The organism is Luminiphilus sp. nBUS_07 (assembly GCF_051201685.1).
GTDB lineage: Bacteria > Pseudomonadota > Gammaproteobacteria > Pseudomonadales > Halieaceae > Luminiphilus.
Genome location: NZ_CP179213.1, coordinates 1,187,460 through 1,208,151, shown reverse-complemented (window position 1 = coordinate 1,208,151; position 20,692 = coordinate 1,187,460). Strand labels below are relative to the sequence as shown.

Here is a 20,692-nt window from a genome sequence, read left to right as displayed (position 1 = left end):
GCGTCGCAACCACAAAAATAAACGCAGTCGATAGATTTATAATTGCGCGCCACCAACCCGCCGCGGCAGTATAGCCGCAACATTGAAAATCATTTCTCAACGCTTTCCAACCCGAGGCTTAATTTCACCATGTCGCAAACTCACTTTCAGCGCTGGCTCATCATGGTGTCCCTTATTATGGCAGGCGAAGCCATCTTCACCCTGCCCTATCACGTCACACGTTTCTTTCGCCCAACCGTACTCGAAGTTTTTGGCCTGTCTGCCACGGAGCTGGGAGTCGCTCAGGCCGCTTATGGGGTTGTCGCCATGGCCGCTTACTTTTTTGGTGGCCCCCTTGCCGACCGTTTCCCTGCCCGTAAACTACTGGCGGTTTCACTCTGGCTAACCGCCCTAGGCGGACTTTATCTGGCAACACTCCCGGGCTATTACGGCGCCATGATGGTTTGGGGCTTCTTCGGCCTGTCCACTATTTTGTTTTTCTGGGCAGCTTTAATAAAAGCAACGCGAAGCTGGGGCGGGATGTCTCAACAAGGTCTTGCCTACGGCGTCCTTGATGGAGGTCGGGGTTTACTCGCGGCGGTGCTTGCATCGCTGGGAGTGCTTTTGTTTTCCTTGGCTTTTCCAGAGGGGTACGAATTGGCGAGTACCGACGATAAACGGGTGGCGCTGCAACAGATTATTCTAGGCTATACCGCCGTTACGGCTCTGACAGGCGTTTTGGTCTGGTTCACGCTGCGCAGCCTCCCTGAGGTCAGCGCGTCAGTGCATGCCACCATATTTGGCCACTTCTGGGAGGTGATGCGCTTTCCTGCGGTCTGGCTGCAAACAATTATTTTGGTTTGCGCTTACACAAGTTACAAAGCCTTCGATCAGTACGCGTTGTTTGCCGTTCGAGGGTATGGGATCGATGAAATTGAAGCGGCACAGATTGTGACACTAGGGGCTTGGACAAGACCGCTTGCGGCGCTGCTATTAGGGCTTATGGCAGATCGTTTTGGCGTGTCTAAAATGACCGTTATCTGCTTCGTTATCTTAATCATCAGCCACAGCTTGTTCGCGTTTACAGGCCAAGAAATGGGCAGTTTTAGTTATATATTGGCCAACACCGCTGTGACTGGCATTGCCATTTTTGGGCTTCGCAGTCTTTACTTTGCACTGTTTGAAGAAGGCCAAATTCCACTGGGGATGACGGGTACCGCAGTGGGCGTTGTGTCGATTATTGGCTATACCCCCGATGTTTATGTGGCTGCTGTTGCGGGGTATTTAATCGACAGCAACCCCGGCCTGCTGGGGTTTCAATATATGTTTATGTGTTTACTGGGCACTGCGCTCATTGGAGCTGCCGCCGCTTATGCCTTTACTAAGCTGCCTAAAGTCGTCGCAACCTCGCCATAGCGTGGGTATCTAGCGCTGGTAACGACACGCAAAGAGACCTGCGCACGCCTGACGTTTCGAAGGGTGGAAGTCTATCAGCAACCCCGTTCAGCCAAGCGCATACACTCGTTGCTCAATAAATAAACGGGATAATGCGATGCTTTACCCGCTGGGTGTACTGCTGCCAGAGGGGGCCATATTTGGCCGCGCAACGCCGGTCATCGTCGCGCTCTCGAGGAAACAAAAGTACAACGTAATAAAGCGGGTAGAGCCATGGCCAAATGGCCCCGGGGTAGCCTACGGCAAGGGCTATGCCGCTGGCCATGAGGACCTCACCCAAGTAGTTGATGTGTCGGCTTAGCCCCCAAAATCCGTTGACCAAAAGAGTCCGCTCGCCATCGGTAACCGTTTGCGGGCTAATCCCCAAAAACGCCTGATCGGGCTGAATTTTGAAATAAAATTTTTGCATATTTGCGCCACGGGCAAGACACCAGCCGCAAAAAAATACCGCAATGCTCAGATAGGGCCACCAATCCGGTTGCTCGGGATTAGGCAGATCGACGGTTGACCAAAGCGCTATGGTGTAAAAATAGGGATAAAACGTAAGGCAGCCCCAGCCCAATTTGAAGCCCACCCGTTCGGCAAAAATATCGTAGGTGTAAAGGTGTACTTTTTCGAAGGTGAGGTAGTCCAGAATGAAATAGATCAGCAGTGCCGCACTTACAAAGATGCCAGTGGACGACTCGCCCTCGTAAGTAAGATGGTGATACGCCGCGAAACTCAGAACATTCAGCGCCAACATGACGGCACCAATGAGATACAGCCACATCTTCGCGTCTATGTGTCCATTCTTGAATTGAGGATTCTCAGGTCGGCCCAAGAAAAAGTCGACAGCAAAGTTTCTGCCGGTTGACGGGAAAGGCAGCACCGATGCTAGGGAATAAACCAAACCTATAACACAGGCTCCCGCGAGGCTAGACCAGCGCACTTGGTAGAGCCAGTCCCAAGGCACCCACCCTACATACCCCAGGCTGTACCACAGACCGATAGCGGCCAGTAGCACAAGGCGACCGTTAAGACGGTAGCGCAATTTCTCACCTGTCTTTGGATTGTTGACGTATCCGATCACCCATCGCCCGGGTAAAAAATAATGTAAAAGGGTGACCCCCAGATAAATAATAAACGGCGTAAAAAAACCCATAACTGTCATTGTTATTGTAACCCCTTGGTACCCTGAGACATTAAACGTATCGCCTTCGCTCTAGACAACAAACGTCGCATCAAAAATCCAACTACCTTATTAAGCCGTCCGGGGATCACAACGGGAGTATTCCCCAACGCAGTCAGGGTCTCCTCAGCCACGACACGGGCATCAAGAATCCCGGGCGCTTCACCACCCCTTTGCGCATTTTGGTAGCCAGGGGTTCGAATTGCCCCTGCACAAGAAGCAATCACATCGACTCCCTGGCGGCCAAGCTCCTGCCAGAGACCCTCAGCAAGCACGGTGTTAAAGGCCTTAGTGGCAGCATAAGTAGCGATGTTGGCACTCCCCTGCCCCCCGGATAAAGATGACATCAATACCACCCCGCCACTGCCACGCTTGATAAGTCGCGGAATCAACTCTCGAGTAAGCGCCAGCGGTGCTGCAGTATTCACCGACAAGATCTGCTGTAACTGGTTCAGCGGCACGTCCTGAAAACGCCCAACCGCAGAATAAGCGGCGTTACACACCAACAAGCCCACATCATGTTCGACAGAGGCGATGAACCTTTCCCCGCAGCCCGGCTCGGCCAGGTCTAGTGACTGCGTTTCAACGGCAACGGCATAGCGATCTCTCAGCACGCCAGCAAAAGCCACCAGTTCTGGCTCTCGTCTGGCTACCAGAATTAGATTTAAACCCCTTTCAGCCAAAGACTCAGCGAATGCGGCGCCCAGTCCTTCCGAGGCACCCGCAACCAAAGCCCAGGGTCCATACGTTGTCTCAAAATCTTTCATCTTTAAACACCAGCCCCTCAAGCATGCCGCGACTTTTACCCAACAAATTAGAAAAGTCGTTTCTAAATTCAGTATAGACCTCAAAATCAGTCCGCAACCACCTCAAATCTGACAGAGGCAACACCCATTGTGAGTCGCCAGAGCGTGATCAACGCCCAGAACCGACTGCAGCGTCAAATCGATCAAACCTCGAGCTCAGGGGATAGTCGAAACCGTGCACAGCTCGTAGTTTCACAGCGGTTTGGGGTATAAAAAAATTGCGGCTTATATCATCTTTAACAAACCCATCGAGTGGCTTACCCACGTGCCCTTTTAGGGCGCTCAAACAGGCTAACTTTTTTCTCCTAAACAGGTCGTTTTTGGTACTGTCTATGTCGGTCTAGATCAAGTCTCAAAAGGCCATTGGGGTGACATTAGCGTCGTTCCTGGATTGTTTTGAGCATGCGATGCAGGGCAAATCGGCAGACAAAAAAAGGAGCGCTCTTAGGGTGCTCCAAACGGGCTGACCGGTACACCCCAGATGCTTTGAAATGGGGTAGAAGACAGACAAAATTAGCGGTTTGAGCAGCCCTCTTACTTAAGCACAACGGGGGGCTGGGCGTACAAAAAGCCCAACCCATGATGGCGGTGAGTAAAGCGCCCGCAAAGCGCGGTGAAACAGCACAACCAAGACTTGAGGAGGATCATTGCTAAAATGAGTGAACGAGGAGCCAGACGAAAAGGTGGTGGACGCGCTGGTCGTCGCGAAGCGCGCAATACTGTCGCGACAAGCGCCCCCTTCATCGAACGCAAGATCCCGTATTTCGAGATGCTATCAACCGAGGCGCTCGAACTCATCGAACACAATGCTGATCGCCTGCTGGCCGAAATTGGCATTGATTTCTTGGATGACCCTGAGGTCTTGGAACTTTTCAAAAACGCCGGGGCAGAAGTTGAAGGCACCCGCGTTCGCTTTGCACCGGGGCTCTGCCGATCAATCATTCAGGCTAGCGCCCCAAAGAGTTACACCCAACACGCCCGTAACCCCGCACGCAGTGTCACTATTGGCGGTAAAAATACGGTCTTGGTGCCCGCTTACGGCCCTCCCTTTGTTCATGACTTAGACAAAGGGCGCCGATACGCAACCATCGAAGATTTTCGCAACTTCGTGAAGTTAGCTTACATGGCGCCCGGCCTGCATCACTCAGGCGGCACGGTTTGTGAGCCCGTTGACCTACCCGTCAATAAGCGCCACTACGACATGGTTTACAGCCACTTCAAATACAGCGATAAGCCCCTCATGGGCTCAGTGACGCTGGATAGCCGAGCACAAGACTCGGTCGATATGGCAAAACTGGTCTTTGGCGATGAGTTTGTTGATCAAAACTGCGTGCTGACCAGCCTGATCAACGTCAATTCACCCATGGTCTTTGACGGCACGATGCTGGGGTCACTGAAGGTGTACGCGCGCAACAACCAAGCAACCGTTATTTCACCCTTTATTTTGGCAGGCGCGATGTCGCCAGTCACAGTGACAGGAACCGTCACGCAAATTTTGGCAGAAGCCTTAGCGGGTATTACGCTCACGCAGCTCATCAGGCCCGGGGCACCCGTTGTCTTTGGCACCTTTGCTGCCGCAGTTTCCATGGCAACCGGGGCACCCACTTTTGGCACCCCTGAGCCCAGCATGGTCATTTATGCCGCGGCGGCCCTTGCCCGGCGTCTAGGCGTGCCCTTCCGCAGCGGTGGCGGTCTTTGCGCTTCTAAATTGCCCGATGCCCAGGCCGCGTATGAGTCGGCCAATACGCTGCAAACCGCGGCCTTAGCCGGGGTTAACTTCATGCTACATACCGCAGGCTGGCTCGAAGGCGGTCTTGCGATGGGCTATGAAAAGTTCATTATGGATTGTGATCAGGCCAGTATGATTGGTGTACTTCTAAACGGCGTAGACCTCTCTGAGGATGCCCAGGCGATGAGCGCCTTTGAGGAAGGCGGCCCGGGCAAACACTTTCTTGGCTCAGCTCACACGCTCAAGCATTTCGAGACGGCTTTTTACCGCTCGACTGTTGCTGACAGCAATAGCTACGAGCAGTGGTCTGCGGAGGGCAGTCTTGACACCGCCCAGCGGGCCAATGTTATTTGGAAAAAAATGCTAGCGGACTACGAAGCACCTGCGCTAGACCCCGCTATTGATGAGGCCCTGCTGGACTATATGCGCCAGCGGAAAGCTTCATTCGAAGATCGTGATTACTGATCACTGCCTAAGGAGGACCACCCAACATGTCCGATGAAGAAGACATCATCCTCGCCGACCTCTCTGACGAAGATCTCATTCCTCAGATACACGACGACCTCTACGACGGGCTGACCGAAGAAATCGAGGCCGCCACCCATATTCTGCTCGATCGAGGCTGGTCTGCGGAACAGGTTTTAAGCAAAGCGCTGGTTGACGGAATGACTATTGTTGGCATCGATTTCCGCGACGGTATTTTGTTTGTTCCGGAGGTCTTGCTCGCAGCCAACGCGATGAAAGGCGGCATGGCTATTTTGCGCCCGCTTCTCGCTGAGACCGGCGCAAAACCCGTAGGCACCATGGTCATTGGTACCGTAAAAGGCGACATTCACGATATTGGCAAAAACTTGGTGGCCATGATGTTGGAAGGCGCTGGCTTTGATGTCCACGATATTGGCATTAACAACTCGGTCGAGGATTACCTAGCAGCCCTCGAGGAGCACAAGCCCGATATTCTCGGTATGTCAGCGCTTCTGACAACGACAATGCCTTACATGAAAGTAGTTATCGACGCTTTGAAAGACCAAGGGCTTAGAGATAAATACATTGTTCTCGTTGGAGGTGCACCGCTTAATGAAGAATTCGGCGAAGCAGTCGGCGCCGACGCCTACTGCCGAGATGCCGCCGAGGCTGCGACCACTGCCGTCAGTTTTGTGCAGGCACGACGCAGCGCGCAGGTTCCCTGATGACTGCGCCTGAGCCATCATCACTGCTTGTAATTGCCTGTGGAGCACTTGCAAGAGAGATTGAATGGCTCAAGCGCACTAACGCCTGGCGCAACCTGTCGGTCAAGTGTCTCGACGCCGAGTTGCATAATCACCCTGATAAAATCCCAGAAAAACTCGAAACTCTCATTGCTGACAATCACGATCAGTTTGATCAAATTTTCGTCGCCTATGGCGATTGCGGCACTGGCGGTCGCATAGACAAGGTCTTGGCGCGCTGGAACCTAGAACGTCTTCCCGGTGCCCACTGCTATTCCTTTTATGCCACTGAAGCTCGCTTTAACGCGCTGGCCGACGCCGAGCCCGGTACCTTTTATCTCACCGATTTTCTTGTGCGTCATTTTGATCGTCTGGTCGTCCGGGGCCTAAAGCTCGACCGTCATCCACAGCTCTTGCCTCAGTTTTTTGGTCACTATCAACGGGTTGTTTACCTCGCGCAGCAAGACGATGATCAGCTGCAACTGGCTGCACGCCGAGCCGCGAGCTACTTAGGGCTTCGCTTTGAAACCCTGACAACGGGCATGGGCGAGCTCGGGCAGCACCTCGAAAGACAGGTCCTTAATTTGCAACGTGTTAGCGGAGCTCATCATGCAGCGCATTGATGTTTATTGGCGTGATATTCCAGCCCAGGTTTTAATCAAACGCGGGCGCGATCGTGGCAAGCACCTGCTGAGCCATCGCTTTCAAGCTGCAATTGACCGTGCGGCTATGAAAGCCGGAAAAGGTGGCAGTGATGCCTACCTTGAGGAGTGGCGACGGGTAACAACGGCCATCGAGGCTGAAGGCTCAGTTAAAGACATCGCTAAGGAGTTCGGCGAACAAATTGAAGCCCGGTATTCCGATGAAGATATTGCGCGCCTCGTGTCTCAAAAGGGCTTCGACGAGGTGCCCACGTGAAAGCAGCGCGAGATTGGTCGGTACGACACGCTAAAGGGCTGCATAAACTCTATGAAGTCTTGGCGTGGACACTGCATTTATTTGACCCGGTGTTGCGTCGTATTGGCTACGAGCGTCTAGATAAGCCTTTCGCTCGTGTAGAGGGGCTCATAAAAGGATTTTTATTCGACTCACAGTCTTGTGGGCAGTGCACCCTAGGATCAACGGGGATGGCCTGTCCGATGAACTGTCCCAAAACCCTGCGCAACGGCCCCTGCGGCGGCGTTAGGCAAAACGGTGGCTGCGAAATCAAACCCGAGATGACCTGTGTTTGGGTTAAAGCCTGGGAAGGCAGCCAACAGATGGGCGAAGCAGAGAGCGGGCTGCAGGTGATACAACTGCCCGTCGATACCCGCCTCAAAGGTCACAGCAGCTGGTTGGAGGCGTTAAAAGCGCGACCGGAGACATCTGCATGAGTTTTGCTGACGAGCCTGCCGCGGGCGAAAATCTGCCCATTCTCCCAGGCCACTATTCTCCTGGTCGCTTTGAGCGCGTGCTTAGAGCGGGTCAATTTGCCGTTACCGCTGAGATTGCACCCCCCGATTCCGCCGATCCTGCCGAGGTCTATGCCCGAGCTCGAGATTTCAACGGCTTTGTCGATGCCATTAACGCCACTGATGGGTCCGGCGCGAACTGCCATATGTCGAGCATGGGCATTTGTTCCCTGCTGACTCGCATGGGTTATTCCATGATTTTGCAGATGTCTTGCCGGGACAGAAACCGCATTTCTATGCAGGGTGACGTGCTCGGTGCGGCCGCTATGGGGGTTGCCAACATTCTTTGCCTCAGCGGCGACGGCGTGCAATCTGGCGATCACCCCGAAGCCAAACCTGTGTTTGATATGGATAGCATTTCTGCACTGGCTATGGTGCGGCACATGCGCGATAACAGCGCCTTTCTCAGTGGTCGAAAGCTGTCCTCACCGCCTCAGCTCTTTATGGGTGGCGCCTCAAATCCTTTCGCGCCGCCCTTAGACTTCAGACCCCAGCGTCTCGCCAAAAAAGTGGCTGCGGGAGCTCAATTTGTGCAGACCCAGTACTGCTTTGACATTGATCGCCTCAAGTTATTTATGGCCAAAACCCGAGACATGGGCCTTCACGAAAAAGTGTTTATTCTCCCCGGCGTTGGGCCTATGGCCTCAGCGAAGTCAGCCGACTGGATCCGCAAAAATGTCGCCGGTGTGCACATTCCCGATTCCGTCATCAAACGTTTAGCCGGCGCCAAGGATCAAAAGCAGGAAGGGGTCGATCTGTGCATCGACCTCATGCAGCAAATTCAAGAAATCGAGGGGGTCAGCGGTATACATCTGATGGCCTACCGTCAGGAACACCGCATTGGTGAAATCGTTACAAAATCAAACGTATTGGGTACTCGTGTGCCCTGGAGTCCCCAAGACTCTCAATAGGAGCGCCACATGACCACAACCACCCTGAGCTCAGCGAGTAGGGAAGTTCGAATCGGCTTTGATCAGCCTTTCGTCATTATTGGCGAACGCATCAACCCCACGGGACGTAAAATTCTCGCCGAAGAGATGAAGGTCGGAGACTACAGCCGTGTCGAATCTGATGCCCTTGCGCAGGTGGCGGCAGGAGCCCAGATGCTCGACGTTAACGCTGGCATTCCCCTAGCTGACGAGCCTGCAATTCTTGCCGAGGCAATTCAACGCGTACAAGCCATCACCGATGTGCCCCTGAGCATTGATTCCTCCATTGTCGAAGCTCTGGAAGCTGGCCTCGCTGTTTATCAGGGAAAAGCGCTGGTAAATTCAGTGACCGGTGAAGATGAGGTGCTGGAACGTGTTCTACCGCTTGTAGCTCGCTATAATGCAGCGGTAGTCGCTATTTCTAACGACGAGACAGGGATTTCAGAGGACCCCAATGAGCGCTTCGCTGTTGCCAAAAAGATTGTTGAACGCGCTGCTGATTACGGCATCCATCACAGCAACATTGTGGTCGACCCTCTGGTTATGCCCATCGGCGCGATCAATACCGCAGGAGTTCAGGTGATGCACCTCGTGCGCCGCCTTAGAGAGGAACTTGAGGTCAACACCACCTGTGGTGCCTCCAACGTCAGCTTTGGCCTACCTAACCGTAATGGCATTAACGCCGCGTTTTTAACCATGGCAATGGGCGCGGGTATGACCTCAGCCATTACCAGTCCACTGCACGCCGAAGTTATGCAAGCAGTCCGCGGTGGCGACGTTATGATGGGGCATGACCCCAACTGCGCAAACTGGATCAAAGCTTACAGAGAGCCAGCCCCTGAAGGCGCGGGCCGCGGTGGACGCGGCGGTCGCACTGGGCGGCGCAGGAGTGCCTAATTTTGTCTGATGCACCGGTGAAAATCCTTTTCATGCCCTCGGGGCGTCGAGGTAGCTTCCCCAAAGGCACTCCGGTCCTCGATGCGGCAAGAAGTCTTGGCGTAGATATTGACTCGGTCTGCGGCGGCCGAGGTCTCTGCGGACGGTGTCGCATCGAGTGCATGTCTGGACACTTTCCAAAACACGGTCTCACCTCAGATACCGAGCACCTGTCGCCATTTAGCGCTACCGAGGCGCGTTTCGAAGATCGCAAAGGGACACTCCCAGAGCGCCATCGCTTAAGTTGTCATGCGACGCTGGTTAACGATGTGGTCATTGATGTTCCCCCGGAAAGCCAGGTGCACCGCCAAATTATTCGCAAAGACACCGAGCATCGAGACATACGCCTCAATACGGCAACTCGCCTGCACTATGTGGAAGTCGAGGCCGCCAGCCTTGAAGATATAAGGGGTGAAGCCCAGCTCCTTCTTGACGCCCTGAAGCGTGACTGGGATCTCGAGAACTTGCAGATTGAGGGTGCCGTCTTGCCGCGCTTACAGAAGGCATTAATCGAGGGCAAGCAGGCGGTTACTGTTGCGGTTTACAACGCCAGAGACGTTATCGCCGTCTGGCCCGGATTATTTGAGTCGCCCAGGGGCATCGCTATTGATGTGGGATCAACAACCGTTGCCGCACATCTGTGTGATCTAGGCAACGGTGAGGTACTGGGTACTGCAAGTGTCATGAATCCTCAAATCCGCTTCGGTGAAGACCTGATGAGCCGGGTGTCATACATCATGATGCACCCGGAAGGCGCTGGTGAAATGACCACCGTCATTCGCCGAGCCCTAAATGACTTGTTTATTGAGCTAAGCGAAGGCGTTGCGGGTTCCCTCGAAGATATTCTTGAGATAACGCTAGTTGCCAATCCGATCATGCATCACATTTTGTTGGGCATAGATCCCGTCAATCTAGGCGGCGCGCCCTTCGCCCTGACAACCACCGAGGCGCTGGAGCTACGGGCTAGAGATTTGGACCTCAATATTCACCCTGGGGGGCGAATCTACGTCTTACCGTGTATCGCTGGGCACGTGGGTGCTGACTCAGCCGGTGTCATCTTGGCAGAACATCCCGAGCAAGACACCGAAATGACCTTGGTCATTGATGTCGGCACCAACGCTGAGATTGTCTTGGGTAATAAAGACCGCATGCTAGTTTGCTCCACGCCTACAGGCCCCGCCTTTGAGGGCGCGCAAATTAGCTCTGGACAAAGGGCGACCTTCGGCGCCATAGAGCGAGTCCGCATCGACAGGGAAACCCTAGAACCGCGCTTTAAAATTATTGGCTCAGACCTGTGGTCTGACGAACCCGGCTTCGAGCAAGCACTCGGTAGCATTGGCGTCACCGGTATTTGTGGCTCGGGCATTATTGAAGCCGTTGCGGAGATGTTTCTCGCGGGCATTGTTTCGGAAGATGGTGTGATCAACGGCGCTCTCGTCGAGCAGAATCCGCGAATTTTTTCTTCAGGTAGAACTTGGTCTTTTACCTTACATACCGCCAGTGCCGATGGACAATCCGATATATCGGTGACCCAAAACGATATTCGGCAGATTCAACTGGCCAAAGCCGCCCTGTATGCTGGGGTTAAGTTACTACAAGACCATATGGGCACCCAGCAAATTGATCGCATCCGCCTCGCCGGTGCTTTCGGCAGTCACATCAGCCTATCTCACGCCATGGTGCTGGGATTGATTCCCGACTGCCCGCTGGAAAATGTCTCCGCCGCAGGTAATGCTGCAGGCATGGGAGCACGCATAGCCCTACTCGATCGCGACAGTCGCGGTCACATTGAAAAAATTGTGCGTTGGGCCGAACGCATCGAAACTGCCGTCGAAGATAAATTTCAAGACTACTTTGTCGACGCTATGGCCTTCCCGCACAAGTCTGACCCTTTCACACATCTGTTCGCTGAAATTCCACCGCCAGTTGTGCGAGCTCAGCAGGCCGAATCCGGAAGTGCACGGCGCCGACGAGGACGGGCTCGAGGCTGAGGGGTTTAGTTTTAGGCAGGCAGGGCCGCCTGCTGGTAATGACCCGCACCGAGCGGGTCTCGCCACGAAGCCAAAAGACTGCGGGATCACCCTAAAGCGGGCTCGTACACGCACTGCAGAGGCCCTCTGTCCTCTGGCGGCTCACAACCCTCTCGCCGGTGAACATGCTAAATACTGAGTCCCCCCAATTTCGTTTCTAGGTACTCCTCTAGCCCCTCCCGTGCACCCTCTCGTCCTAAACCACTCTCCTTCATACCACCAAATGGCGCCGCGGCACTGGTTGGATTGATATCGTTGATGCCGATGATGCCAAAATTCAACGCTTCAAAGGTGCGTAATGCCCGGGACAAGTTCTGCGTGTAAACGTAAGCAGCCAGACCATAGTCAGTATCGTTCGCCATTGCGACAACGTCATCGTCGTCATCAAAGGCAATTACAGCGGCAACAGGTCCAAAGGTTTCCTCGCGATAAATCAGCATGTCAGAGGACACATTGCTGAGAAGGGTTGGTGAATAAAAGCAGCCCTCCTCGAGACCGTCCTCAGTAAGGCGACGGCCGCCACTGTGGAGACTAGCGCCCTGGGCGACGGCATCCTGAACTTGCCGGTCAATTTTTTCAATTGCAGCATGATTAATGAGGGGGCCTATCGTGGTCGATGGCTCCATGCCGTCACCTGCGTGAAGTTTCTCAATTCGGCCCTGAAGTGTGTCGAGGAAGCTATCAAGAATTTTTCGCTGGACAAAAATTCGGTTGGGGCTGATACAGGCCTGTCCCGTGTTCAAGAACTTAACCAAGGAAACACCCTTAGCGGCGTGTACCGGATCAGCATCATCAAAGACAATAAAAGGCGCATGCCCTCCCAGCTCCATAGATACACGTTTTAGTTGCGGAGCCGCCGCCTGAGCCAGAGACTTCCCTACAGCGGTGGAGCCCGTGAAGGTCAGCTTACGAATGGCTCGGTGCGTACAGAATATTTCGCCAACAGGCTTGGGGTCGCTGACTGTTACAAGGTTCGCAACACCCGCGGGCAAACCGGCTTCATGCAGAATTTCAAAAACCGCAACGGCACAAAGCGGTGTCGCTTCTGCCGGTTTAAGAACAGCAGTACATCCCGCCGCTAAGGCTGGACCCAGCTTCCGCGTCAGCATAGAAATGGGGTAATTCCACGGAGTAATTGCAGCAACAACACCAACAGCTTGCTTGTGAACGAGAAAACGCTGATCTGATCGGGCGGAGGGAATTGTCTCGCCGTATATACGCTTGGCCTCTTCAGCAAACCACAGTAGAAAATCGGCGGCGTATTTCACTTCGTTCATCGCCGCTTTTAAGGGCTTGCCCTGCTCGGTGGTCATAAGCTCGGCCAGCGTCCTTTGGCGCTCCATCATTAAGGTATGGCACCGCGTCAAAATTGCCGATCGCTCGTAAGCGGTTGTCTTTGACCACGCCGGAAAGGCCGCTTCGGCTGCAGCAACCGCGTCTAGAACTTGCTCGTTACTAACATCGATCACCGAACCTATCGAGACGCCAGTTGCAGGGTTGTACACCTCAAAGGTGGGCCCTTCTTCAAGCCACTGTCCGTTGATATACATGATCTACTCCTCACTTATCACTGACTACTTTGATTAGCCCCGCTACAGGACGGGGATTGTGGCTGGGACTACGGCGAGCAGCATCAGAACAACGACTGCCGATTAGGCCTATTACCCAAAGTGGCATGCTCTGTTCTGAATGCCAATACTCCTCAGCCACACCCTTAAAACCTGCAGAGCAACTTCAGCCGCCGCTTACAGCAGAAACAGGGATTAAATTTAGCGCGGCGGATACGTCGCTTATAAATCGGTTCGGTTGTTACGCATAGATCAAAAGTCGCGCCTACTGCATGAGCAGGGTTCGCAAGTCATTGACAACAGTATCCGCGTGCAAGTAAGACGTACTATAAATATTGCGAATGCGTCGATCACTGTCGATCAGGTACACCCGTAATATGTGCGACATGGTGCCTAAGTAGTTACCCTCTTCATCGTAATCTCGAATCACCCACTGATCGTAGGCATCGAGGGTCGGTCGAAGAGCATCCTCTGAGGCGGTCGTAAGAAATTCCCAATCAAAACCTTCAGCCCTGAACTGATCACCATAGCGCCCCAATACCGAAGGGGTGTCTTTCTCGGGATCAAAACTAAAGCTAACGATACGGACTTGATCGACAAGCTCAGGATCTTTTAGGACGGCCTTTTGAACACCGCTCATAACATAGGTCGCAAGGGGACAGCCGTTCACATCGTTGCAGGTGGTGAAGATAAAACTCAACACCGTCGCTTTATCACCCAAGTAATCATGCAAACGACCAGCATTACCCGAGGTATTGAGTATCAGGCCATCGGCTGCATCACCCATAGACGGAAGTTGATAGCTGCCCGCAGACGGGGGTTCAAACTGAAGATCCTCATACCCCGGCGCCAATACCACCGGGGGCTCGTGTTGGTGGGGTGCAGCAAACGCTGATACCGCACACCACCCTAGCAGGCCTATTAACCACTGCCGCATAGCGTTAGCGTGCGGCCATATCATCGTAGCCGGTTTTAGCAGGTGCGTTGCCGTAAAGTGCATGGGCCCCAAAACGCATTTGATGCGGTGACCCAAGACCCATCTCGACAAAATCGAGACTAAATTGCGGCGTCAGCGTTGCCCCATCCCAGTTGTAGAGCTTGAAGTACTGAACATCGTCCTCACCACCAGACTCGGTCTTATCCCAGTTAGCGAGCAGCGATGAAGTGAAGTACACGCGTTCGCCATCCCAGCTTTGAGACACCATGTTGATTTGCTCACCAATACGCTTTTCAAACACCTGCTCAGGTGCGTGGGGATCAGAAATATCAAACAAACGCACCAAACCATCATTCCAAGTGTTGACCCATAGGTGGTTATCATCGGCCGAGATAGAGATGTCTACCGGCAGCGGTATCTTGCTGGCATCACCGATATCTGCCACGGGCTTAGACTGCCACTCGCCAGCGTCATCCTCGTAAATCAACCAAATCTTTGAGGTTAGCGCCGTAGTCGTAAAGCAATAGTTGGAGCGTGAACCCCAAGCGCAGCGCAGCTCTAATGGTGCACCCGGAACATCGAGGACCTTTTTGGGTGTGCGAGCATGTAAATCCCAAATGACCACAGTATTACCAAAGCGCTTCATTGCCTCGGGATCACCCATCATTTTGCCAAGGTTCATCATGTAGTTGTTCCAGCCCGTGAATGAGGACGTCACCAGAACATTTCTGCGGGGCAGCGCTCGCGCATCGTAACCATAGCCATCGGCATAGTTCCCCGACTTAACCGCACCCTGCAAGTTATCATCGGTAGGCATCCAAACGCTGGTAATAAAATCACCGTCGTTGGTGTACTCGGCCATACCTGTGCGTCCGCCATGATCTCGATTATTCGACAGTCCAGTGATCAACATGCGACCCGGCAACGCATAGTTTGTGTGGGGTCCGACAATACCCCCGGTTTTTGCCACGAAATCATCGATTTCGCGATGCAGACGGGGCTGGGCAGGGTCAGTGTAAATATCGAAGATAAAGATTTTGCTAGTGTCTAAGCCCGAGGCCCAAAGATAGCGGCGGTCATCAGTTAAACCGGAGTGGTGTGCTTCGTTGCGGCCACCCACTGACAAGCTGTGCACCACTTCGCCGTAGTGCTCTGAATCGGGATTAACGTCAACGGTAACCAGCTTGTCCTCGCCGTCGCCGACATCCTCCATGCCCAAGGTCCAGATATAAACATAGTCTTCTTGACCCACGATCTTCGCCATATACGGCGACATACAGGTCTCATCTGCCAGGGATATCGGGGCTACAGCCACCATTAAAATTCCCAGTAAGGCAATTAACATCCGACTCATAGTTTTCACTCCAATGGTTTATCCTTATAACCATGAGACTAGCACTTTCTAAAATAAAATCGCAGCCCTTTACGGGACTTTTAAATCAAGCTGTGACGCCCGTAAAAATGTTGTGTTTGCTGGGGCTGTTAGTGCCTTTTGTAATGCCTTTTGCCCATGGGCAGGCCACACATCGCGTAGGACTGGCCGACAACAGGGACGGCTACGACTCCACGGAGTACAAAACACAATCAGAAGCGATACTTGAGCAGTCTGGGCAGCGATTGCCGCTGGCAGAGCAAGCCAGTGTGCCGCAGTTAGGGCTACCCCGGATAGCTGCCCCTCTGCGCAGCGAAGAAGTTGATCTAGGGCGCCAACTGTTCTTTGATCGTCGCCTGTCTGCCAATGCCAACTTGTCCTGCGCCATGTGTCACGTGCCTGAGCAGGGCTTCACTCAAAATGAATTGGCGACCCCTGTAGGCGATGAAGGCCGCGGAGGACGGCGCAATGCACCTTCGCTCTACAACCTAGCGTTTCAATCAACGTTATTTTGGGACGGTCGGGAAAATTCCCTTGAAGCGCAAGTATGGTCACCGCTACTGGCACGCAATGAAATGGCCAACCCGTCAAAGACAGCTGTGCTGTCACGGTTAACGGCAATCCCTGCCTACCAATCGATCTTCACAAAGCTCTATGACGAAGGCTTGACGACGGCAACGCTCGGTCGAGCACTCGCCACTTATCAGCGCGCCCTTATCAGCGGCAACTCATCATTTGATCGCTGGTATTTTGAGCCTCTAAAAGAATCAGAAAACCTCGCTGATTTCGGTGACAAGGCTGCGCAGGGTTTTGCGATTTTTCAGGAACAGGGCTGCCATTCATGTCACACCTTTACGAAGGAGTATGCTCTTTTCACCGACGGCCAATTTCATAACACCGGCACAGGCCTGCTGCGCGAGGAACGAGGAATCATGCCCAGACAGGTGCAGGTTGCACCCGGGATCTTCGTGACACCTCGGGTCGACGTTGAAACAGAAACCTTCATCGATAAGGGGCGCCAGGAGGTCACCGGGCGCTCTGAGGACCGCTGGCGATACCGTACGCCGTCGCTGAGAAACGTCGCGTTAACGGCCCCCTATATGCACGATGGCTCGATTCAAAGCCTTCAAGACGTCGTGAAATTCTACGTTCAAGGGGGTGGGCATGATCCCAACCAAGATCAACGCATTCGACCTTTAGACATAACGGCAGAAGAACAAAAAGCCCTTGTTGAGTTTTTAAAGACACTGACCGCAAGCAACGTCGATGCTTTGGTAGCTGACGCTAGGAGTACCGAGATCGGTGACAGGGACCATACCGCTTACTGACGTCTAGCGAAGCCGGCACTTCACGAAAGTGACAACAGCCGGTCCAAAGTGAAAGCAGCCCCTCCACTCGACCCTGAGGCAGTGGCTCGAACGATTACTAGAGCTACGCCCCGACTTTAAGCAGTAAAGAGCCTGTGCCTTACTTCAAAGCCCTTTGCAGGGACTAACCTGTACCCAATCAGGCCGACAACTGCTCATTAGCCGCTGACTGGTAATCGGGCTGGCAGTTGAGTCGGTCGACCCGGGGAGACACGCCAATATACTTGCGGTAACAACGGCTAAAGTGCGTCGTGGACACAAACCCGCACATAGAGGTGATCTCCACGATTGAGCGTGAACTCTGTTTGACTAGGCGTCGAGCGCGGTCAAGTCGAAGCTTTAGGTAATAGCGCGAGGGCGTACAGTGCAAATACTTTAAAAATAGCCGCTCGAGCTGCCGGCGAGACAGGTGTACGAAGTCTGCCAATTCCTGCAGCAATATGGGTTCCTCTAGATTTGCCTCCATCAGCTGCAATACCTCTTTCAGCTTGGGCTGCATTTCGACTTTTCTTGACCACATTGGCACTAGCTGCATTTCGACATCGGCACGGTAGCGCTCACAAATCAACATATCGGCCACCGCATCGACCAGAGCCTGAGGATGTCGCGAGGACAGCATGGCCAGTATCATGTGCATCGGGATCGTTCCGCCTGTGCAGGTCATGCGATCCCTGTCGATGGTATAGAGTTGGTTGTTACAGCCGACCCGAGGAAATCGCTCTGTCAGTATTGTGAGGCAATCCCAGTGGGCACTGCATTGATAATCATCGAGCAGGCCCGCGCTTGCCAACACATAGGCCCCCGTGCACACCGATCCAATCACCACGCCACGCTGTGCTTGCTTGCGCAGCCACGCGAGTACGGACCTTTCGAGGTTTTGCTCAATTGATAAACCGCCGACCACAATAACGAGATCATAATCAGTAGCATCTGCTAGTGTTTTGTCGAGGTTAACGGCGAAGCCATCGCTGCAAGACTGTATCGCAGGGCCCTCACCGAGTAGCTCCCAAGCGTACAATTCGCGCCCGGCCAGCTGGTTCGCCACGCGCAGGGGTTCAACCGCGCTGGAAAGTGAGATTAACGTGAACTGGTTAACCAGCAGAAACCCAACGCGGTAAGGGGTCTGAGATGCCCCTTTTACTGTTGAATCGTGCACAGCATACCCCCAATTTTTATTTTACGGGATTAGGTTTTGACCCGTACATTATCTGGGTCTAGCATCGCACGATATCCCACCGCGGTGACTTTTGCGGAGAAAAAATTACCGAAATATTCCATATAAACGGTATCGCCCTCTTTAGCGCGGTCGGCGGGCAGATAACCCATGGCAATATTCTGACCCAAAGAGGGGCCAAACGCCACGCTAGTGGTGTAGGAGCGTCGCCCATGGCTGTCAACAATAACTTCTTTGGTCTCTTTGTCCAACAGCGGCCACTGCCCTACCGGGTAGCGCACCACACCGTCACTATCGGTAGTATCTTCAAGCGCAAAGGTACATAGGTAAGCGATCTGTTCAGGTAACTCACGCTGCGCCACATAGGCTTCTTTGCCGTGAAAATCTGCCGCTTTTACTTTTGGCCGTGCCAAACCCGCTTCGTACAGGTTGTAATCCGTTTCCAAGTCGGCATTTTGTAACCGCAGACTTTTTTCCAGACGCCGACTGTTCGCATAGGTCTCAATGCCCACGGGCGTAACGCCGAGTTCTGCAAGTGCGTCCCAAAGCTTTAATCCATCAGCGAATGGGAAATAAAGCTCCCAACCCTGTTCACCAACATAAGAGATTCGGAATGCCCACACCTTAATGCCCAGAACATCAATTTCCCGAGTCATCGTGTAAGGGAAAGCCTCACCTGAAACACTTTCAGGGTCGTCCATCAGCTTTTGTAACGTAGCTCGCGCCTCTGGCCCCCACAAACCAAGGGTTGCCAGCTGTTCAGACTGGTCGATGAACTCTACGTTCGTAAAGCCAAGCTTACCTCGGAACTTTTTCATCCAAACGTAATCGCGATAACCGGTATCGCCGCCACAGATAACGCGATACGCGTCTTCAGCTAAGCGGACAATCGTCAGGTCTGAGCGGACCCCTCCAGTATGATCAAGGAAGTGGGTATAAACGCCTTTACCGATCGGCGTATTGGTGCCCAGTTTTGCGACTGACAGATATTCGAGCAACGCTTCCGCATCGGCCCCGATGACATCAAAGATCGCAAAGTGCGACAGGTTGATCATGCCAACCCCATCGCTCAACGCCAAATGCTCGGCGTTGGAAACTTCCCAAAAATGCCGGTTGTCCCATTCCGCTTCTCTGCTGGGTACCTGATCCCGATATTTCGGCAGCAATGTCGCTTCGTTAGCAGCATAGCCATGAGCTCGCTCCCAGCCCGCCACCTCCATGAAGTAACCTCCAAGGGCCACTTCACGCTCGTAGAAGGGACTAGTGCGAAGACCCCTGGAAGACAGGTAGGGCTCTCGAGGATGCACACCTGGGGTGTAGATTTTCTGAGCAATTTCGTAACTGCGATTGCGCACGTACTCTGGCGTCAGCTGAATAGGGTAATGCCGGGCCGGATCCACATTGTGAGAATCCATCTCAGTGCGACCGTGGGTCATTAAATCTGCCATCAGTTTGCCGGCGCCGGGGCCATCTTTAACCCAAACAGCCTCGCACAACCACAAGCCATCGACATCGGGAGCTTCTCCGATGACGGAGGTGCCGTCAGTTGTCACCGACAACAAACCATTAAACGAGCGCCGCTCTTCCCAGCCCAGTTCACCAAGCACAGGTGTCAGTTCAACAGCTTGCTCAAAAGCCTCCATGACCTGATCAAGGGTGAGGTCCCGCATTGACGGCGACAATCTGGCATCACCAGCCTCTAAAATTTCCTCTGGGTCGATCAGTCGAGGGTTATGAGGCTCGTAGTAGCCCCACTCGAGTAAGCCCCCTTCAGGTGTTGTTGGGTCGCCAGTATCACGTACGTAAGCTGAATTGCCCTGATCCCTAAACAAAGGGTAAACGATGTCCTTGCCAGTGCCTTTGAGAGCATCCCAAGGTCCAAAAAACAGAAGGGGGTGCTCGAGCGGCATCAGAGGCAACTTCACGCCTGCGGTTTTAGAGACCAAAGAGCCCCAAATACCCGCACAAAGCACGACATGGTCCGCCATGATGGTCCCTTTTTCGGTCTCAACACCGACCGCGCGACCGTCTTCTACAATAATTTTGCTCGCTGCCGTGTAGGCAAAGGTCGTTAGCTTGCCGCTTTCAACGGCCTCATCCACCAGGTCACCTGCGACTTTCTGAGATCGTGGCGTCACCAAACCGGCATCGGGATCCCACATAGCCCCTTGGATCATGTCTTCCTCAACGAGCGGAAACTTCTCTTTAGCTTCCTCCGCTGAAATCATGTAAGCATTGCTGCCGAAGGCTTTACCCGAAGCGACCTTGCGTTGCAGTTCCAGCATTCGCTCGTCGTCGCCCTTTCTCGCAACCTCCATGCCACCAATTTCAATATAATTGCCCCTAGCGCGATAAAATTCACGGCTGTAGGTGCTCGTAAACACATTGAGCTTGTCGTGGGAGGTCATGTAGCAAAAATCAGACGCATGGGACGTTGATCCAATGTCGGTAGGAATCGCGGACTTCTCAAGTCCTACAATATCGTCCCAACCCGCTTCGATCAGGTGGTGTGCGACGGAGGCACCAACAATGCCTCCCTGTCCAATAATAACCACGCGTGCATGTTCGGGTAACTTTGCCATG

The 20,692-nt window shown here is 53.4% G+C and carries 17 protein-coding genes; 10 read left to right on the top strand and 7 right to left on the bottom strand.

Annotated elements, in window-relative coordinates; translation table 11 throughout:
- The first annotated feature begins 129 nt into the window (after window positions 1-129).
- Entirely contained in the window at window positions 130-1,395 is a 1,266-nt protein-coding gene (locus tag ACMAZB_RS05365) for an MFS transporter (RefSeq protein WP_435219713.1), read from the top strand.
- 112 nt (window positions 1,396-1,507) lie between these two features.
- Here ACMAZB_RS05365 and ACMAZB_RS05360 read toward each other — a convergent pair whose 3' ends face one another.
- Both ACMAZB_RS05360 and ACMAZB_RS05355 read right to left on the bottom strand, forming a co-directional pair.
- Window positions 1,508-2,584 (bottom strand): DUF1295 domain-containing protein, encoded by a 1,077-nt coding sequence (locus ACMAZB_RS05360; protein ID WP_435219712.1) that lies wholly within the window; start codon window positions 2,582-2,584, stop codon window positions 1,508-1,510.
- Between the two features lie 2 nt (window positions 2,585-2,586).
- Window positions 2,587-3,369, bottom strand: coding sequence for an SDR family NAD(P)-dependent oxidoreductase (locus tag ACMAZB_RS05355; RefSeq protein WP_435215082.1), 783 nt, complete (start codon window positions 3,367-3,369; stop codon window positions 2,587-2,589).
- A 694-nt stretch (window positions 3,370-4,063) separates the two neighbouring features.
- On the opposite strand from ACMAZB_RS05355, the gene ACMAZB_RS05350 reads away from it, so the two are divergent.
- The 8 genes from ACMAZB_RS05350 to ACMAZB_RS05315 are packed head-to-tail and all read left to right on the top strand — an operon-like array spanning window position 4,064 to window position 11,652.
- Window positions 4,064-5,602, top strand: a complete 1,539-nt coding sequence (locus tag ACMAZB_RS05350; RefSeq protein WP_435219711.1) for a trimethylamine methyltransferase family protein — start codon at window positions 4,064-4,066, stop codon at window positions 5,600-5,602.
- 26 nt (window positions 5,603-5,628) lie between these two features.
- Window positions 5,629-6,327, top strand: a complete 699-nt coding sequence (locus tag ACMAZB_RS05345) for a corrinoid protein (RefSeq protein WP_435215078.1) — start codon at window positions 5,629-5,631, stop codon at window positions 6,325-6,327.
- Window positions 6,327-6,968 carry a DUF1638 domain-containing protein gene (locus ACMAZB_RS05340; protein ID WP_435219710.1) on the top strand — a complete coding sequence of 214 codons (642 nt, stop codon included), beginning with the start codon at window positions 6,327-6,329 and terminating at the stop codon, window positions 6,966-6,968. The genes ACMAZB_RS05345 and ACMAZB_RS05340 overlap by 1 nt, the downstream gene beginning before the upstream one ends.
- On the top strand, window positions 6,955-7,263 hold the full coding sequence (locus ACMAZB_RS05335) for a virulence factor (protein ID WP_435215075.1): 309 nt from the start codon (window positions 6,955-6,957) through the stop codon (window positions 7,261-7,263). Before ACMAZB_RS05340 ends, ACMAZB_RS05335 begins: the two co-directional genes overlap by 14 nt.
- Window positions 7,260-7,718, top strand: coding sequence for a methylenetetrahydrofolate reductase C-terminal domain-containing protein (locus ACMAZB_RS05330; protein ID WP_435219709.1), 459 nt, complete (start codon window positions 7,260-7,262; stop codon window positions 7,716-7,718). Before ACMAZB_RS05335 ends, ACMAZB_RS05330 begins: the two co-directional genes overlap by 4 nt.
- Entirely contained in the window at window positions 7,715-8,707 is a 993-nt protein-coding gene (locus tag ACMAZB_RS05325; RefSeq protein WP_435219708.1) for a methylenetetrahydrofolate reductase, read from the top strand. Before ACMAZB_RS05330 ends, ACMAZB_RS05325 begins: the two co-directional genes overlap by 4 nt.
- Window positions 8,708-8,716: 9 nt before the next feature.
- A complete protein-coding gene (locus ACMAZB_RS05320; RefSeq protein ID WP_435219707.1) occupies window positions 8,717-9,622 on the top strand; it encodes a dihydropteroate synthase in 906 nt (301 codons plus the stop codon).
- Window positions 9,623-9,624: 2 nt separating this feature from the next.
- Window positions 9,625-11,652 (top strand): ASKHA domain-containing protein, encoded by a 2,028-nt coding sequence (locus ACMAZB_RS05315; protein WP_435215069.1) that lies wholly within the window; start codon window positions 9,625-9,627, stop codon window positions 11,650-11,652.
- 167 nt (window positions 11,653-11,819) lie between these two features.
- Here ACMAZB_RS05315 and ACMAZB_RS05310 read toward each other — a convergent pair whose 3' ends face one another.
- The 3 genes from ACMAZB_RS05310 to ACMAZB_RS05300 all read right to left on the bottom strand — a co-directional run bounded on the left by ACMAZB_RS05310 (window position 11,820) and on the right by ACMAZB_RS05300 (window position 15,550).
- On the bottom strand, window positions 11,820-13,241 hold the full coding sequence (locus tag ACMAZB_RS05310) for an NAD-dependent succinate-semialdehyde dehydrogenase (RefSeq protein ID WP_435219706.1): 1,422 nt from the start codon (window positions 13,239-13,241) through the stop codon (window positions 11,820-11,822).
- A 283-nt stretch (window positions 13,242-13,524) separates the two neighbouring features.
- On the bottom strand, window positions 13,525-14,196 hold the full coding sequence (locus tag ACMAZB_RS05305; protein WP_435219705.1) for an SCO family protein: 672 nt from the start codon (window positions 14,194-14,196) through the stop codon (window positions 13,525-13,527).
- A gap of 4 nt (window positions 14,197-14,200) precedes the next feature.
- Window positions 14,201-15,550: a selenium-binding protein SBP56-related protein gene (locus ACMAZB_RS05300; protein WP_435219704.1), complete on the bottom strand. Its 1,350-nt coding sequence runs from the start codon at window positions 15,548-15,550 to the stop codon at window positions 14,201-14,203.
- Between the two features lie 92 nt (window positions 15,551-15,642).
- Between ACMAZB_RS05300 and ACMAZB_RS05295 the strand changes: the two genes are divergently transcribed.
- Window positions 15,643-16,896: a cytochrome-c peroxidase gene (locus ACMAZB_RS05295; RefSeq protein ID WP_435219703.1), complete on the top strand. Its 1,254-nt coding sequence runs from the start codon at window positions 15,643-15,645 to the stop codon at window positions 16,894-16,896.
- 178 nt (window positions 16,897-17,074) lie between these two features.
- Here ACMAZB_RS05295 and ACMAZB_RS05290 read toward each other — a convergent pair whose 3' ends face one another.
- On the bottom strand, window positions 17,075-18,091 hold the full coding sequence (locus ACMAZB_RS05290; protein ID WP_435219702.1) for a GlxA family transcriptional regulator: 1,017 nt from the start codon (window positions 18,089-18,091) through the stop codon (window positions 17,075-17,077).
- 29 nt (window positions 18,092-18,120) lie between these two features.
- On the bottom strand, window positions 18,121-20,691 hold the full coding sequence (locus ACMAZB_RS05285) for a GcvT family protein (RefSeq protein ID WP_435219701.1): 2,571 nt from the start codon (window positions 20,689-20,691) through the stop codon (window positions 18,121-18,123).
- Window position 20,692 lies beyond the last annotated feature (1 nt).

Excerpts from the sequence above, each read along its gene's own strand:
- ACMAZB_RS05365 (WP_435219713.1), top strand. The coding sequence starts at position 130 with ATGTCGCAAACTCACTTTCAGCGCTGGCTCATCATGGTGTCCCTTATT.
- ACMAZB_RS05360 (WP_435219712.1), bottom strand. The coding sequence starts at position 2,584 with ATGACAGTTATGGGTTTTTTTACGCCGTTTATTATTTATCTGGGGGTC.
- ACMAZB_RS05355 (WP_435215082.1), bottom strand. The coding sequence starts at position 3,369 with ATGAAAGATTTTGAGACAACGTATGGACCCTGGGCTTTGGTTGCGGGT.
- ACMAZB_RS05350 (WP_435219711.1), top strand. The coding sequence starts at position 4,064 with ATGAGTGAACGAGGAGCCAGACGAAAAGGTGGTGGACGCGCTGGTCGT.
- ACMAZB_RS05345 (WP_435215078.1), top strand. The coding sequence starts at position 5,629 with ATGTCCGATGAAGAAGACATCATCCTCGCCGACCTCTCTGACGAAGAT.
- ACMAZB_RS05340 (WP_435219710.1), top strand. The coding sequence starts at position 6,327 with ATGACTGCGCCTGAGCCATCATCACTGCTTGTAATTGCCTGTGGAGCA.
- ACMAZB_RS05335 (WP_435215075.1), top strand. The coding sequence starts at position 6,955 with ATGCAGCGCATTGATGTTTATTGGCGTGATATTCCAGCCCAGGTTTTA.
- ACMAZB_RS05325 (WP_435219708.1), top strand. The coding sequence starts at position 7,715 with ATGAGTTTTGCTGACGAGCCTGCCGCGGGCGAAAATCTGCCCATTCTC.
- ACMAZB_RS05320 (WP_435219707.1), top strand. The coding sequence starts at position 8,717 with ATGACCACAACCACCCTGAGCTCAGCGAGTAGGGAAGTTCGAATCGGC.
- ACMAZB_RS05310 (WP_435219706.1), bottom strand. The coding sequence starts at position 13,241 with ATGTATATCAACGGACAGTGGCTTGAAGAAGGGCCCACCTTTGAGGTG.
- ACMAZB_RS05305 (WP_435219705.1), bottom strand. The coding sequence starts at position 14,196 with ATGCGGCAGTGGTTAATAGGCCTGCTAGGGTGGTGTGCGGTATCAGCG.
- ACMAZB_RS05300 (WP_435219704.1), bottom strand. The coding sequence starts at position 15,550 with ATGAGTCGGATGTTAATTGCCTTACTGGGAATTTTAATGGTGGCTGTA.
- ACMAZB_RS05285 (WP_435219701.1), bottom strand. The coding sequence starts at position 20,691 with ATGGCAAAGTTACCCGAACATGCACGCGTGGTTATTATTGGACAGGGA.